This is a genomic window from Micromonospora sp. NPDC051925 (assembly GCF_044548625.1).
GTDB lineage: Bacteria > Actinomycetota > Actinomycetes > Mycobacteriales > Micromonosporaceae > Micromonospora.
On record NZ_JBIUCH010000003.1, the window covers coordinates 321,341 to 335,836 of the forward strand.

The window sequence follows — 14,496 nt, forward strand, 5'->3', positions numbered from 1 at the left end:
CGTGGTCACCCGCCCTGGGCGGCGCTGAGGACCTCGACCCGGTCGCCGTCGCGCAGCACGGTGGCCGGCCAGCCGCCCCGGGGGACGACCTCGCCGTTGACCGCGACCGCGAGACCGCGCCGCTGTTCGGTGACCGCTCGGACCAGGTCCGCCACGGTCGACCCACCGGTCAGTTCCCGCCCGGTGCCGTTGACGATCAGTCGCATGTCTCCCCCTCGTTCGCCGTTTCCCGGTCCCGCCCCACACCGCCGGCCGTCGACCCCGACCGGGGCCCGGCCGGGGCGGCGAACCGGTCCGCCGTGAAGGGGGTGAGCAGTGGGTCCGGCCGGCCGGTGACGATCAGCTCGGTGATCAGGTCGGCGGTGACCGGAGTGAGCACGATGCCGTGCCGGTGGTGGCCGGTGGCGGCGAGCACATCCGGCCGGTCGGGCAACGGTCCGAGGATCGGCGCGTTGTCCGGGGTGCCGGGGCGCAGCCCGGCGACGGCCTCGACCAGCTCGTACTCGGCGAGTTCGGGGACCAGGTCGACGGCGGCGCGGAGCAGGCGCAGCACCGCCCCGGCGGTCACCTCGGTGTCGGCGCGCTCCTCGACGGTCGCCCCGACCACCACCTCACCGTTGTCCCGGGGCACGAGGTAGACCGACTCGCCGTCGGCGTACCCCCGGATGACGTGTCGGAAGTCGGGCGGGCGGTGACCGGGCGCGCGCAGCCGCAGCACCTGGCCCTTGACCGGGCGCACCGGCAGCCCGGTCAGCGCGGCGGCGCCGCAGCCGGCGGCGACCACGACGACCGGCGCGACCAGGTCGGCCAGCCGGGTCACCGCGCCGGGGACCAGGGTCACGCCGGCCCGTTCGGCGGCGACGCGCAGCGCGGTGACCAGCCGGCGCGGGTCGACCTGGTGGTCGCCGGGGGCGACCGCGCCGCCGCGCAGCCGAGGGGTCAGCGCCGGCTCGCGGTCCCGCAGCTGCGACGGGCGCAGCGCGGTGATCGGCAGCCCCAGCCCCTGCTGGTACGACCAGAGTCGGCGGGCCTCGGCCAGATCATCTCCGGTCAGCCCGACCACGAGGGTGCCGTCGGTGCGGTATCCGAACCCGGCCCCGGCAGCCCCGGCCAGCTCGGCAGCCCCGGCCAGCTCGGCGACACCGGCCAGTTCGGCGGCGAAGCCCGGCCAGCGGGCGGCGGACTCGGTGAGCAGCCCGGTCAGCTCCCGCTCACCGAAGTACGCCTCGGCGACCGGGGCGAGCATCCCGGCGGCGACCCGTGACGCGCCGGAGCCGGGGGCCGGATCGTGCACGACCACCCGCAGGCCACGGGCCGCGCACCGCCAGGCGATCGCCAACCCGACCGGACCTGCCCCCACGACGGCGACGTCCGGTCGGGTCAGCACGTCAGCGCCGCGATCAGTGCGGCGGTGGCCCGGCCCGGGTCGGCGGCGGCGGAGAGCGCCCCGACCACCGCCACCCCGTAGGCCCCGGCGGCCCGCAGCGCCGGCACCGACCCGACGGTGACCCCGCCGATGGCGATCACCGGCACGTCGACGGCCTCGGCCACGGCGCGTACCCCGGCCGGGCCGATCGGGGCGGGCAGGCCGGTCTTGGTGCTGGTGGGGTGGCACGGGCCGACGCCCAGGTAGCTGGCCCCGGCGGCGACCGCCCGCGCCGCGCCCCCGGGTTCCCGGGCGGTCGCGCCGAGCACGGCGTCGCCGCCGAGGACCCGGCGGGCCGCCGCGACGGGCAGGTCGTCCGCGCCGACGTGGCCGCCGTCGGCGCCCACCGCGAGGGCCACGTGCAGCCGGTCGTTGACCAGGCAGGTCGCCCCGTACGGCACACAGAGGGCGCGGACCCGGTGGGCCAGGTCGTACGCCTGGCGGTCGGTGGTCTCGTCGGTGACCCGGACCTGGACGACCAGGTCGGCGCGGGCCACCGGGAGGGCGGCGCGCAGGACGGCGAGCGGGTCGCGCCCCGGTCGGGTGTCGGTGATCAGATGCAGTCGTCCGAGGGACGGCACGACAACTCTCCTCCCTGCGCCGGCATTATCCGGATCAGGTTCGACGGTCGGGGGCTTCAGCCCCCCTCTCAGCCCGGTACACCGGGCTCCCGTGGGTTACGTGCCTGTGACCGTACGACAGATCTGCTGATCCGCCAAGGGGTCTCCATTCATGCGATCCCCTCGATGTTTACCTTTTTAGGCTTCTCTCCACTTAAGCCGGAAAAGTGAATAGCCGATATCGAATCGTTACATGCTCATGCCTTGCCGGAAACCAATCCAGCGGCGCTAATTTGTTCAACCGATCGACATTATTCCCGTGCGGGCCTCGGCGTGGCCCGCACCTGATCGCCACCGATGCGGACCTCGGCGGGCCCGCACCAATCCGACCGGGGACGGTCTGCGGCGAGTCGTCCCCATGCCCACCACTGTCCAGCACGGACAAAAGGAGCATGGAGTGTCTCCATCCCGCCATCGCCGCGCACGTCGCGGCCCACTGGGCGCCGGCATACTCGCCCTCTCCCTACTCGCCAGCGGCCTGATCGGCGGCACCGCCGCCCAGGCCGCTCCCGCCGCGGCGGCCCTGCCACAGGCCGCACCGGCACCCGCACCTGCGGCAGCCGCCGCCGAGCCGTTCTCGGTCCTGGTCTTCTCCAAGACCGCCGCGTTCCGGCACGACGCCATCCCGGCCGGCATCACCGCGATCCGCAAGCTCGGCACGGACAACGGGTTCACCGTCGACACCACCGAGGACGGGGCCGCCTTCAACGACGCCAACCTGGCGAAGTACCAGGCGGTGATCTGGCTCTCCACCACCGGTGACGTCCTCGACGCCACCCAGCAGGCCGCGTTCGAGCGGTACATCAAGGCCGGCGGCGGCTACGCCGGCGTGCACGCCGCCTCGGACACCGAGTACGACTGGGCCTGGTACGGCAACCTGGTCGGCGCGTACTTCTCCGGCCACCCGGCCAACCAGCAGGCCACCGTCAAGGTCGAGGACCACGCGCACCCGTCGACCGCCGACCTGCCGGACAAGTGGTCCCGGTTCGACGAGTGGTACAACTTCCGGACCAACCCGCGCTCCAAGGTGCACGTGCTGGCCAGCCTGGACGAGAAGTCCTACAGCCCGGGTTCCGGCGCGATGGGCGCCGACCACCCCACCGCCTGGTGCCAGGACTACGACGGCGGTCGGGCCTGGTACACCGGTGGCGGCCACACCCAGGAGTCGTACACCGACCCGCAGTTCCTCTCCCACCTGCTGGGCGGCATCCGCACCGCCGCCGGGGCGGAGAACGCCGACTGCGGCGCCACGAAGACGTCGAACTTCGAGAAGGTCACCCTCGACAGCAACACCAACAACCCGATGGAGCTGGACATCGCTCCGGACGGCCGGGTGTTCTACGCCGAGCGCGACGGCCGGGTGCAGATCGTCAAGCCGGACACCGGCAACACGGTCACCGCGGCCCGGCTGGACGTCTTCACCGGCAACGAGGACGGCCTGCTCGGTCTCCGCCTCGACCCGGACTTCGCCACCAACAAGTGGATCTACCTGTACTACGCCCCGACCGGTGGCGCCCCGCGCAACTACCTGTCCCGGTTCACCGTCAACGGTGACACCATCGACAAGGCCACCGAGAAGGTCGTCCTCCAGGTCGACACCCAGCGCAACACCTGCTGCCACGCCGGCGGCAGCATGACCTTCGACTCGAAGGGCAACCTGTACCTGGCCACCGGCGACAACACCAACCCGTTCGAGTCGAGCGCCTTCACCCCGATCGACGAGCGGGCCGGCCGGCAGGACTACGACGCGCAGCGCAGCTCCGGCAACACCAACGACCTGCGCGGCAAGGTGATCCGGATCCACCCGGAGGACGACGGCACGTACACGGTCCCGGCGGGGAACCTGTTCGCCCCGGGCACCGCGAAGACCCGTCCCGAGATCTTCGGCATGGGCTTCCGTAACCCGTTCCGGATCGGCGTCGACCAGAAGACCGACACCCTCTACGTCGCCGACTACGGACCGGACGCCTCGGCGGCCAACGCGAACCGCGGCCCCGAGGGCCTGGTGGAGTGGAACATCATCGCCACGGCCGGCAACTACGGCTGGCCGTACTGCACCGGCAACAACAAGGCGTACAACGACTACACCTTCCCGTCCGGGCCGAGCGGGGCGAAGTTCGACTGCGCCGCGCCGGTGAACGACTCGCCCAACAACACCGGCCTGACCAACCTGCCGCCGGCCATCCCGGCGACCGTGGACTACGGCTACGCGGGCGACTCGCGCTTCCCCGAGATCGGCGGCGGCGGCGCCCCGATGGGTGGCCCGGTCTACCGGTACGACGCCGACAGCACGTCGAGCCGCAAGTGGCCGGCGTACTACGACGGCAAGGCGCTCCTCGGCGAGTGGAACCAGTCGAAGATGTACACGATGCAGGTCAGCCAGGACGGCAAGTCGCTGATCGACATCAACCAACTGCTCACCGGGATGTCGCTGATCCGCCCGATGGACTTCGAGTTCGGGCCGGACGGCGCGCTGTACCTGATCGAGTGGGGCACCGGCTTCGGCGGTAACAACGACGACTCCGGGGTCTACCGGATCGACTACACCGCCGGTGACCGGGCGCCGATCGCCGAGGCCAGCGCCGACCCCACCTCCGGGGCCGCTCCGCTGACCGTGACGTTCTCCAGCGCCGGCTCCCGTGACCCGGACGGCGGCACGTTGACCTACGCCTGGGCGTTCGGTGACGGGCAGACCTCCACCGAGGCGAACCCCACCCACACCTACGCCACGGCCGGCAACTACACCGCGCAGCTCACCGTCACCAACCCCAAGGGCCGTACCGCGGTGGCGAACGTGCCGGTGACGGTCGGCAACACCGCCCCGACGGTGACCATCGAGTTCCCGCCCAGCGGCGGCTTCTTCGAGTGGGGCGACCAGGTCAAGTACACGATCAAGGTGACCGACCCGGAAGACGGCACCATCGACTGTGACCGGGTGCAGCTCCAGGTGCTGCTCGGCCACGACGAGCACGCCCACCCGCTGGAGCAGCACACCGGCTGCACCGGCACCGTGCAGACCTCGCTGGCGTCCGGTCACGGCGCGGAGGCGAACGTCTTCGCGGTCTTCGAGGCCACCTACACCGACAACGGCGGTGCCGGCAGCGCCGGCCCGCTGACCGGTCGGGCGATCGAGATCCTGCAGCCCAAGCGCAAGCAGGCCGAGTACTTCACGGCCACCGGTCGGGCCCCGGGCAGCACCGGCGGCGGTGACCCGGGCGTGCAGAAGGAGACCACCACCGACACCGCCGGTGGCGGCCAGAACATCGGCTTCATCGAGGACGGCGACTGGTGGTCGCTCGACCCGGCCAACCTGACCGGGGTCGACCAGATCCGGTTCCGGGCGGCCTCGAGCGGCCAGGGCGGACGGATCGACGTGCACGCCGGCGCCGTTGACGGCCCGGTGGTGGCGACGGCCAACGTGCCCGGCACGGGCGGTTGGCAGCAGTTCGTCGACGTGACCGCGCCGGTGACCGGTGCGGCCGAGGGCGCGCTGTACTTCGTCGCCAAGGACCCGGCCGGTGGTACCGGTTCGCTGTTCAACGTCAACTGGATGGACTTCATCGGCCGGGGCGTCACCGACAACGCGCCGCCGGTGGTGACGGCCACGGCCACGCCGGCGACCGGCACCGCGCCGGTCACCGTCGCCTTCAAGGGCACGGCCACCGACACCGACGGCGACACCCCGTTGACGTACGCCTGGGACTTCGGTGACGGCGGGACGGCGACCACCCTGGACGCCAACCACACCTACACCAGCCCGGGCACCTTCACCGCCACCCTGACGGTGACGGACAAGCGGGGCGCGAAGTCGTACGCGACCGTTCCGGTCAAGGTCGACGCGCCGAACAACTCCTGCCTCGGAGCGCGTTCGGACGACTTCCTCGGCAGCACCCTGGACAAGGACCGCTGGACGGTGGTGCGGGAGAACCAGCTCTACTCGGTCTCCGGCGGGTCGCTGCGGCTGCCCACCTCCTCCGCTGACCTGTACGGCACCCGCAACGACGCCACCAACCTGGTGCTCCAGCCCGCACCCAGCGGGGCCTGGCAGGCCACCACGAAGGTCACCGTGCCCGTCGCCGCCGACTACCAGCAGGCCGGCCTGCTGATCTACGGCGACGACGACAACTACGCCAAGGTGGATCTGCTCTACGGCGGTTCCCGCAAGGTGGAGTTCATCCGGGAGACCGCAGGTACGCCCCGCAACGACTCGGCCGACGCCGTCGCCGCACCCAGCGGTGACACCATCTACCTGCGGCTGATCAGCGACGGCACCAACCTGACCGCGGCGTTCTCCACCGACGGCACGACGTTCACCCCGGTCGGTCGGTCCGCCGATCTGGCCGGCATCACCAACCCGCGGATCGGTCTGATCGCGCTCAACGGTGGCACCACCGCCCCGGTGGTGGACGCTACCTTCGACTGGTTCCAGGTCTCGCCGGACGCCCCGGCCGGCCCGGTCGACCCGTCGGACGAGTTCACCGGCACCACGCTGGACAAGTGCCGGTGGAACGCGGTGCTGCGGGAGGACCCCGCCGGTTACCGGGTGGCCGACGGCGCACTGAAGATCGACGTGCCGTCCGGTGACATCTACGGCACCAGCAACACCGGGCCGACGAACTTCATCCTCCAGACCGCGCCTGCCGGCGACTGGACCCTGGAGACGAAGGTCGACGGCAGCCTGCTGGCCGAGCAGTACCAGCAGGCCGGTCTGATCGTCCACGCCGACGACGACAACTACGTCAAGTTCGACTTCATCGTGGACAACCAGGCCGGTCAGGCAGCCTCCCGGCGGATCGAGTTCCGCGGCGAGGTCGGCGGGGTCACGCAGAACCCGCAGCCCCAGGTCTCCAACCTGACCTCGGCGGTGTGGTACCTGCGGCTGGCCCGCGCCGGTGACACCTTCACCGCGTCCTACTCGGCCGACGGTCAGGAGTGGACGACGTTCGAGCCGGTGACGAACACCGCCGTCGGGGCCACCCCGAAGGTCGGTCTGTTCACCCTCGGAGCGAACGCGGCCACCTCGAAGACGGCCTCGTTCGACTACTTCCGGCTCTCCACCAAGGCGGCCGACACGACCGCGCCGGTGACCACTGCCACGGTCTCCGGCACCCCGACCGAGGGTTGGCACACCGGCCCGGTCACCGTCACGCTGGCAGCGGCCGACGAGGCCGCCGGTAGCGGGGTGGCGAGCACCGAGTACCAGCTCGACGGGGCCACCACGTGGACCGCGTACACCGAACCGGTGCAGGTCACCGGGGATGGTGCACACGAGGTGCGGTTCCGGTCGACGGACTCCGCCGGCAACGTGGAGGCGACGAAGAAGGTCGCCGTGAAGATCGACGCGACCGCGCCGGTCAGCTCGGCGGCGTTCGCCCCGGCGAACAACGACGGCTGGCACAACGGCACCGTCCCGGTGGTGATCACCTCCACCGACGCCGGTTCCGGGGTGAAGAAGCTGGAGTGGTCGCTCGACGGGGGCGCCTGGACGGCGTACACCACGCCGGTCGAGGTGACCGGGGACGGCACGCACGAGTTGCTGTACCGGGCCACCGACACCGCCGGCAACGTCGAGTCGCTGAAGTCGGCGGTCGTGAAGATCGACGGCACCAAGCCGACGCTGCTGGTCTCCGGCATCGCCGACGGCCAGCTCTACGGTGACAGTCAGGACGTCCGGATCTCATGGCAGGCGGTCGACCCGACCTCCGGGATCAAGACGACCTCCGGCGTGCTGGACGGTCGGACGTACGCCAGCGGCACCCTGCAGGCGCTGTACGAGCTGCCGCTCGGCCTGCACGAGCTGACGGTGACCGCGACCGACAAGGCGGGCAACTCCACCACCTCGACGGTCCGGTTCTTCGTCACCACCTCGTTCCGGGACATGCAGAACCTGCTGGACCGGTTCAAGTCGACCGGACGACTCTCCAACAAGGCGCACCGTCAGCTGTCCAACAAGCTGGACGCGGTGCGGGCCTCCGAGGCGGAGGGCAACGACAAGCGGGCGGTGCAGCAGTTGACCGCCTTCAAGGCGTTGGCCAACGATGCCGCCCTGGTGACCGATGTCGACATCCGGGACGTGCTGGTCCGTGACGCCGACGCCATGATCGTCCGGCTCGGCGGTGCGGCCACCAAGGCCGGCGTCAAGGCGAACGACAACAAGTCGGTCGACGGGGCCGGCCGGCTCGGTGACGATCCCACCCGGATCGCCGAAGGCGGTTCGCTGTAGCACCACCGGGGCCGCTCCCGCCGTCGAACTGACGGCGGGGGCGGCCCCTCCCATATCGGAGGGAGACGTCGATGCGCATCTTCAGGTTCCTCGCCGCCGCGCTGGCCGTGGCGTGCCTGGTGGCACTGCCGGCGGGCCCGGCGGCGGCGCACAACGGGAAGCTGAAGCTGACCGTGGCCGGTGACGGCGCCGGCGGGGTCACCGTGCAGGCCGTGCACGCCGACGGGCACCGGCTGGACCAGCCGGTGCTGCTCACCCTGACCGCCGAGGGCGAGGGTGGGCGGACGGCCGGTCCGGTGCAGATCGAACCGGCCGGGGAGGGGCAGGGCTTCTACAGCAGCGGCCCGCTGCTCTCCCCCGGCGACTGGCGGGTGACGGTCAAGGCACCCGCCCCGTACCTGACCATGGCGAGCGCCCAGGTGCAGGCCCGACCGGCCCAGTCACCGCCCCCGGCCGCCGCCGCGCCGCCGGCCGCCGGGGAGGCCGCCGGTGACGGCGGGATCGGGCGGTGGCCGTGGCTGGCCGGCGGGCTCGCGGTGGCCGTCGCGGGGGTGGCGCTGCTGCTCTGGCGTCGCCGCCGGACCCACCCCGGACCCGCGGACCACCCGGCCGGCCTGAGCGGCTGACAGCCCGGGTACGAGGCCGCGCCGCCCCACCCGCTCCTGATCGGGCCCGGACACCACGAGGTGTCCGGGCCCGACCGGGTCAGAGCAGGGCGTCCAGGGCGTCGAGGTCGGCGTCGGTGGGCTGCCAGGTGCCGGCGGCGGCGTTCGCCCGCACCTGCTCCGGGGTGGTGGCACCGGCGATGACGGAGGCCACCGCCGGCCGGGCGGCCAGCCCGCCGATGGCGACCTGGAGCAGGGTGAGCCCCCGCTGCGCCGCGTACGCCCCGAGCGCCTCGATGGTGTCCCAACGGGCGGCGGCCAACCGCTCGGCGTACCGGCCGCCACCGGCGAGGCGGCTGCCGGCGGGCGGGGCGGTGTCCCGCTGGTACTTGCCGGTGAGCAGCCCGTTGGCGAGCGGGAAGAACGGCAGCAGGCCCAGGCCGAAGCGCTCGCAGGCGGGGATGATCTCGACCTCGGCGTCCCGGTGGAGCAGGTTGTAGTGGTTCTGCGCGCTGACGAAGCGGGTCAGCCCCCGGGTCTTCGCCGTCCAGTCGGCGTCGGCGATCTGCCAGCCGGAGAAGTTGGAGTTGCCCAGGTAGCGCACCTTGCCGGAGCGGACCAGGTCGTCCAGGGCGGCGAGCGTCTCGTCGATCGGGGTGTCCGGGTCGGGTTCGTGCAGCTGGTACAGGTCGATGTGGTCGGTGCCGAGCCGACGCAGTGACGCCTCGACGGCCCGTACGACGTAGCGCCGGGAACCGCGCACCCCGAAGTCACGACCGTTCCGACCGCCCATCGACATGCCGAACTTGGTGGCCAGCACCACGTCGTCCCGCCGACCCTTGAGGGCCTGGCCGAGCAGCTCCTCGGAGCCACCCGGTGGCTCGCCGTAGATGTCGGCGGTGTCGAAGAAGGTGATCCCGGCGTCGAACGCGGCGTCGACCACCGCCCGAGTGCCGTCGATGTCGAGCTTGCGGCCGAAGTTGTTGCAGCCGACGCCGACCACGGACACCACGAGCCCGGAATCGCCCAGCCTGCGGTAGGTCATCTCAGTCACGAGATCCACCCTATGCCGGCCACACCGGCCCGCCACCAGCGACGGCCCGCCCTACGGGAGACGGCCGGGCTCAGCCCACGTCCCAGACCGGTTCCGGCGTCTCCACCACATCTCCGTCGCCCCGGAACAGCACGAACCGGTCGAAGGAGCGGGTGAACCAGCGGTCATGGGTGACCGCGACCACCGTCCCGGCGAACGCCGCCAACCCCGCCTCCAACGCCTCGGCGGAGGCCAGGTCGAGGTTGTCGGTCGGCTCGTCGAGCAACAGCAGGGTCGCCCCGGACAACTCCAGCAGCAGCACCAGGAAACGGGCCTGCTGACCACCGGAGAGGGTGCCGAAACGTTGGTCGCCCTGGCCGGCCAGCTCGTACCGGCTCAGCGCCGCCATCGCCGCGTGCCGGTCCATTCCGGCCCGGTGCTCGTCACCCCGCCACAGCGCCTCGACCAGGGTCTTCGCCATCAACTCCGGCCGGTCGTGGGTCTGCGAGAAGTGCCCCGGCCGGACCCGGGCACCCAGCCGGACCACCCCGCCGTGGGCCACCGGAGCCAGCGCGGCGGCCCCGTCGACCGGGCCGTTGGCCGGGTCGGGGTCGGTGCCGCCCCGGGCCAGCAGGCGCAGGAAGTGCGACTTGCCGGTGCCGTTGGCCCCGAGCACCGCCACCCGGTCGCCGTACCAGAGCTCCAGGTCGAAGGGGTAGGTCAGGCCGTCCAGCTCAAGCTGCTCGCAGATCACCGCGCGCTTGCCGGTCCGCCCGCCGGCCAGCTGCATCCGGATGTCCTGGTCCTTCGGCGGTACGGGCGGCGGCCCGGCCTCCTCGAACTTGCGCAGCCGGGTCTGCGCGGCCTGGTACCGGGAGGCCAACCCGTCGTTGTACGCGGCCTTCTGCTTGTACATCAGCATCAGCTCGCGCAGCTTCTGGTGCTCCTCGTCCCAGCGGCGGCGCAGCTCGTCGAGGCGGGCGTGCCGGGCCGTCCGGGCTTCGTGCCAGCTGGCGAAGCCGCCCGGGTGCACCCAGGCGCTGCCGCCCTCGACGGCGACCACCCGGTCGGCGGTACGGGCCAGCAGTTCCCGGTCGTGCGAGACGTACAGCACCGACTTGCCGGACTCGCGCAGCCGGTTCTCCAGCCAGCGCTTGCCGGGCACGTCGAGGAAGTTGTCCGGCTCGTCGAGCAGCAGCACCTCCTCGGTGCCCCGCAGCAGCAACTCCAGGGCGAAGCGCTTCTGCTGCCCCCCGGACAGGGTCCGCACCGGACGGTTCCTCGACGCGTCCCAGGGCAGGTCGAGCACGGTGGTGGTGACGGTGTCGAAGAGCACCTCGGCGTCGTACCCGCCGGCCTCGCCCCAGGCGGCCAGCGCGTCCGCGTACGCCAGCTGGGCCTTGCCGGCGGCGGTGCTGTACTTGCCGCGCAGCTCGGCCGCCCGCATGGCCTGCTCGGTGTCGGCGAGCCGGCGGCCGGCCTCGCGCAGTGCCGTCGGGGCCAGCGACAGGGCCAGGTCGGCCAACGTCGACTCGTCGCCGATCATGCCGATGAACTGCCGCATCACGCCGAGCCCACCCGAGCGGGCGACCACGCCGGTACGCACCGGCAGGTCGCCGGCGACCATCCGGAGCAGCGTCGTCTTGCCGGCGCCGTTCGGTCCGACCAGGGCGACCTTGGCGCCCTCACCGACCCGGAACGACACGTCGGCGAAGAGTTCCCGGCCGTCCGGGAGGATGTGCCCGACGGCTGCCACGTCCACGTATCCCACGCCGGCATCCTGCCCGAGGGGCGGGGCCGGGCGACACCCGATTACCGGGTGACCCCAGTGCTACCGGGTGACCCGCAGCACCCGGTAGCCCTTCTGGCTGGCCTGCCGGGTCACCCCGAAGCCCTCGTCGAGCAGCCAACGGTGCAGCGAGTCGCCGCCGAGGTGCCGGGCCACCACCAGCCAGCCGACACCGTCCGGGGCGAGCCGGGGCAGCCAGCGGCGCAGCAGCCCGTGCAGTTCGGGCTTGCCGATGTGGATCGGCGGGTTGGACCAGATCTGGGTGAAGGTGACGTCGGCCGGCACCTCGTCCGGGGCGACCGCGCGGACCCGGTCGGCGGCGTCGACCCGGACGGCGTTCGCGGCGGTCAGCGCCCGGGCCCGTTCGTTGACGTCGACCGCCCAGACGGTGGCGGTCGGCGCGCAGTCGGCCAGCACGCAGCTGATCGGCCCGAACCCGGAGCCGATGTCGAGCAGGTGACCGTCGGTCGCGGCGGTCGGCAGGTCGGCCTTGCGCAGCAGCACGGCGGTGCCGGGGTCGAGCCGGGCGGCGGAGAAGACCCCGCTGGCGGAGGCCAGTGTGTAGTCACGCCCGGCGACGTGGAACTCGACCTCGCGGGGGTGGGCCGGGGCGCTGGGCTCCGCGGTGAAGTAATGGTCGCCGGTCACCGGGGCATTCTGCCACCGGCCCGAAGCCCGCCCGTCGCCGGCTGGCGAAGTGACTCGACGCGCCGCGTGCAGTATTTCCCGTTTTTATCCCCTAAAGAGGCGATAGAACCTACTCTGGGCGACATGGTATATCGGTACGAGTCCGCTGAGGACGCGTTTGAGGAGAACCGGCCCGGGGCGGACCTGCCGCTGTTCCAGCCCGTTCCGACCGCGCCGGCCGGACCCTCCCCGTCCCGCTTCCCGGCCCCCTCACTGCCCGGGACCAACCGGCCGGCCCCCCCGGCCGCCGACGCTGTCCCGATCCGCTCCTCCGTCCAGGTGCCACCCACGGGCGCCCACGGGCACAGCCCCACGTCCCCATCGGACGAGCCCCGGTCCCGTCGCGCGGGCGACAGCCGAGGCGGCCGGCTCTGGCAGGTCGTCGTCGGCGGGGCCGCCGTGCTGATCCTGCTCGGCCTCTGCGGGCTCGGCGGGGCCGTCCTGCTCATCGATCGCGCCTCCACCGACAACTCCTCGCAGAACGGGCAGGCAGCGCCGACGGAGCCGCCGAGCACCGCCCCGGTCGAGCAGACCGCCGACGGGCCCCTGGACTCCCGGGACACCGACCGCCAGCCGTTGACCGCCAAGGAGGTCTTCCCCGACAAGAAGCTGGTCATCGGCACCGACCGGCACGAGTACGAGGTGCTCAAGACCGAGGCCAAGGCCAGCTGTGCCGTCGCGGCCACCGGCGAGATCGCCGACCTGCTGGTCACCCTCGGCTGCAGCCAGGTGGTCCGGGCCACGCTGCGCTCGCCGGACGGCGACCATCTGGTCACCGCCGGCCTGTTCAACCTGACCGACCTGGCCACCGCGCAACGGGTCCGGGACCGGATCCGGCCGCTGCTCGACGACCGGCGGGGCCGGTTCCGGGGCATGCCCGCCGGGGACGACACCGAATCGATCGCCACCGCCGCCGCCCGCGTCGCCTGGAAGGTACGCGGCCACTACGTCGCCTACTGCCTGGTGACCCGGGACGACGGCGGCGCTGTCCCGGCCGGCGACGCCAGCGTCCGTGAGGTGATCTACGACCTGGTCGACCTGCACCTCGACAAGGGCGTGCTGGACCGTCGGGCGGGCGGCGTCGGCGTGGACCAGCCAAGCCCGAAGGCCACCGGAGGCTCGGCCACCCCGCGCGCCAAGGACCCGAAGACCGCCACCCCCTCCGCGACCCCGCGCGACCCCGACACCGACACCGACGAACCGTCCGGCGACTGACAGGCCCCGACGACAGGAGGCCCGGCCCCGGAAGATCCGGGCCGGGCCTCCTGTCGTGCTCAGGACTCCGCGGGAAGCCGCAACCGGCGGGTGAGGTCGGCGCGGCGGGCGTACTCGGCCGGGTCGTCCGGATAGCCGACGGCGACCAGGGTCAACCCGTGCGCCGGCGCGACGGTCACCTCGCTGGACCGCTCCCGCCGGGCGAGCAGGCCGGCCGGCCACCCGGCGGGGCGGCGGCCGTCCCCGGCGGTCAGCATCGCGCCCACCAGGCTGCGCACCATCGCCTGACAGAACGCGTCGGCCTGCACGGTGGCGACCAGGATGCCGTCCTGGTCCCGCCGCCAGTCCAGCCGGGTCACCTCGCGCAGCGTGGTCGCGTTCTCCTTGCGCCGGCAGTACGCGGCGAAGTCGTGCTCCCCCACCAGGCCGGCCGCCGCGGTGTTCAACGCGGCCAGGTCCAGCGGCCGGGGCCAGGCGAGGATGTCCCGCCGCCGCAGCGGCTCGGCGCCCCACGGCGCGTCGGTCACCCGGTACTCGTAACGGCGGAAGGTCGCCGAGAAGCGGGCGTCGAAGTCGGCGGACGCCTCGGTCATCGCCCGGACCCGCACGTCGCCGGGGAGCAGCCGGGCCAGCCGGCGCAGCAGCCGCCCCTGGTGCTCCCGCCACACGGCGGTGGGCAGGTCGAGGTGGCAGACCTGGCCGGTGGCGTGCACCCCGGCGTCGGTCCGGCCGGCCACGGTCAGTCCGGTGACGGTACCCGCCCCGAGCACCAGGTCCAGCGTCTCGACCAACGCCCCGGCCACCGTGCGCCGGGTCGGCTGGACGGCCCAGCCGGAGAAGTCGGTGCCGTCGTACGAGACGTCCAGCCGTAGCCGGGTCCGCTCGTCCACCTCGTACC

Annotated in this window: 10 protein-coding genes and 1 riboswitch; of the genes, 3 read left to right on the forward strand and 7 right to left on the reverse strand. The window is 72.7% G+C overall.

The features are described 5' to 3' along the window. Positions 1-5 precede the first annotated feature (5 nt). The 3 genes from thiS to thiE all read right to left on the reverse strand — a co-directional run bounded on the left by thiS (position 6) and on the right by thiE (position 2,007). Entirely contained in the window at positions 6-206 is a 201-nt protein-coding gene (gene thiS, locus ACIG87_RS06060) for a sulfur carrier protein ThiS (protein ID WP_396848649.1), read from the reverse strand. Further along, on the reverse strand, positions 197-1,387 hold the full coding sequence (thiO, locus tag ACIG87_RS06065) for a glycine oxidase ThiO (RefSeq protein WP_396848651.1): 1,191 nt from the start codon (positions 1,385-1,387) through the stop codon (positions 197-199). The genes thiS and thiO overlap by 10 nt, the downstream gene beginning before the upstream one ends. Continuing rightward, complete coding sequence (thiE, locus tag ACIG87_RS06070) at positions 1,381-2,007, reverse strand: thiamine phosphate synthase (protein WP_396848653.1); 627 nt, start codon at positions 2,005-2,007, stop codon at positions 1,381-1,383. Before thiE ends, thiO begins: the two co-directional genes overlap by 7 nt. Continuing rightward, positions 2,002-2,109, reverse strand: a riboswitch (TPP riboswitch). Its footprint overlaps the gene before it by 6 nt. Before the next feature lie 334 nt (positions 2,110-2,443). On the opposite strand from thiE, the gene ACIG87_RS06075 reads away from it, so the two are divergent. Together ACIG87_RS06075 and ACIG87_RS06080 are read left to right on the forward strand one after the other, a co-directional pair. After that, entirely contained in the window at positions 2,444-8,269 is a 5,826-nt protein-coding gene (locus tag ACIG87_RS06075; protein ID WP_396848655.1) for a ThuA domain-containing protein, read from the forward strand. A 71-nt stretch (positions 8,270-8,340) separates the two neighbouring features. Then, positions 8,341-8,895, forward strand: coding sequence for a hypothetical protein (locus tag ACIG87_RS06080; RefSeq protein ID WP_396848657.1), 555 nt, complete (start codon positions 8,341-8,343; stop codon positions 8,893-8,895). Between the two features lie 79 nt (positions 8,896-8,974). Here ACIG87_RS06080 and ACIG87_RS06085 read toward each other — a convergent pair whose 3' ends face one another. From ACIG87_RS06085 to ACIG87_RS06095, 3 genes are all read right to left on the reverse strand, one after another. Next, positions 8,975-9,937: an aldo/keto reductase gene (locus ACIG87_RS06085; protein WP_396848659.1), complete on the reverse strand. Its 963-nt coding sequence runs from the start codon at positions 9,935-9,937 to the stop codon at positions 8,975-8,977. Positions 9,938-9,998: 61 nt separating this feature from the next. Beyond that, on the reverse strand, positions 9,999-11,678 hold the full coding sequence (locus ACIG87_RS06090; RefSeq protein WP_396848660.1) for an ABC-F family ATP-binding cassette domain-containing protein: 1,680 nt from the start codon (positions 11,676-11,678) through the stop codon (positions 9,999-10,001). A 60-nt stretch (positions 11,679-11,738) separates the two neighbouring features. After that, the gene (locus tag ACIG87_RS06095) at positions 11,739-12,344 is read right to left on the reverse strand and encodes a class I SAM-dependent methyltransferase (protein WP_396848661.1); all 606 of its coding nucleotides are present in this window, start codon (positions 12,342-12,344) and stop codon (positions 11,739-11,741) included. A gap of 123 nt (positions 12,345-12,467) precedes the next feature. Between ACIG87_RS06095 and ACIG87_RS06100 the strand changes: the two genes are divergently transcribed. Then, positions 12,468-13,598 carry a hypothetical protein gene (locus ACIG87_RS06100; protein ID WP_396848662.1) on the forward strand — a complete coding sequence of 377 codons (1,131 nt, stop codon included), beginning with the start codon at positions 12,468-12,470 and terminating at the stop codon, positions 13,596-13,598. A gap of 59 nt (positions 13,599-13,657) precedes the next feature. Here the strand turns inward: ACIG87_RS06100 and truA are convergent, their stop codons facing one another. After that, positions 13,658-14,488, reverse strand: a complete 831-nt coding sequence (gene truA / locus ACIG87_RS06105; protein WP_396848663.1) for a tRNA pseudouridine(38-40) synthase TruA — start codon at positions 14,486-14,488, stop codon at positions 13,658-13,660. Positions 14,489-14,496: the final 8 nt, after the last annotated feature.

Coding starts and splice junctions, on each gene's coding strand:
- thiS (WP_396848649.1), bottom strand. CDS start 206: ATGCGACTGATCGTCAACGGCACCGGGCGGGAACTGACCGGTGGGTCG.
- ACIG87_RS06100 (WP_396848662.1), top strand. CDS start 12,468: ATGGTATATCGGTACGAGTCCGCTGAGGACGCGTTTGAGGAGAACCGG.
- ACIG87_RS06080 (WP_396848657.1), top strand. CDS start 8,341: ATGCGCATCTTCAGGTTCCTCGCCGCCGCGCTGGCCGTGGCGTGCCTG.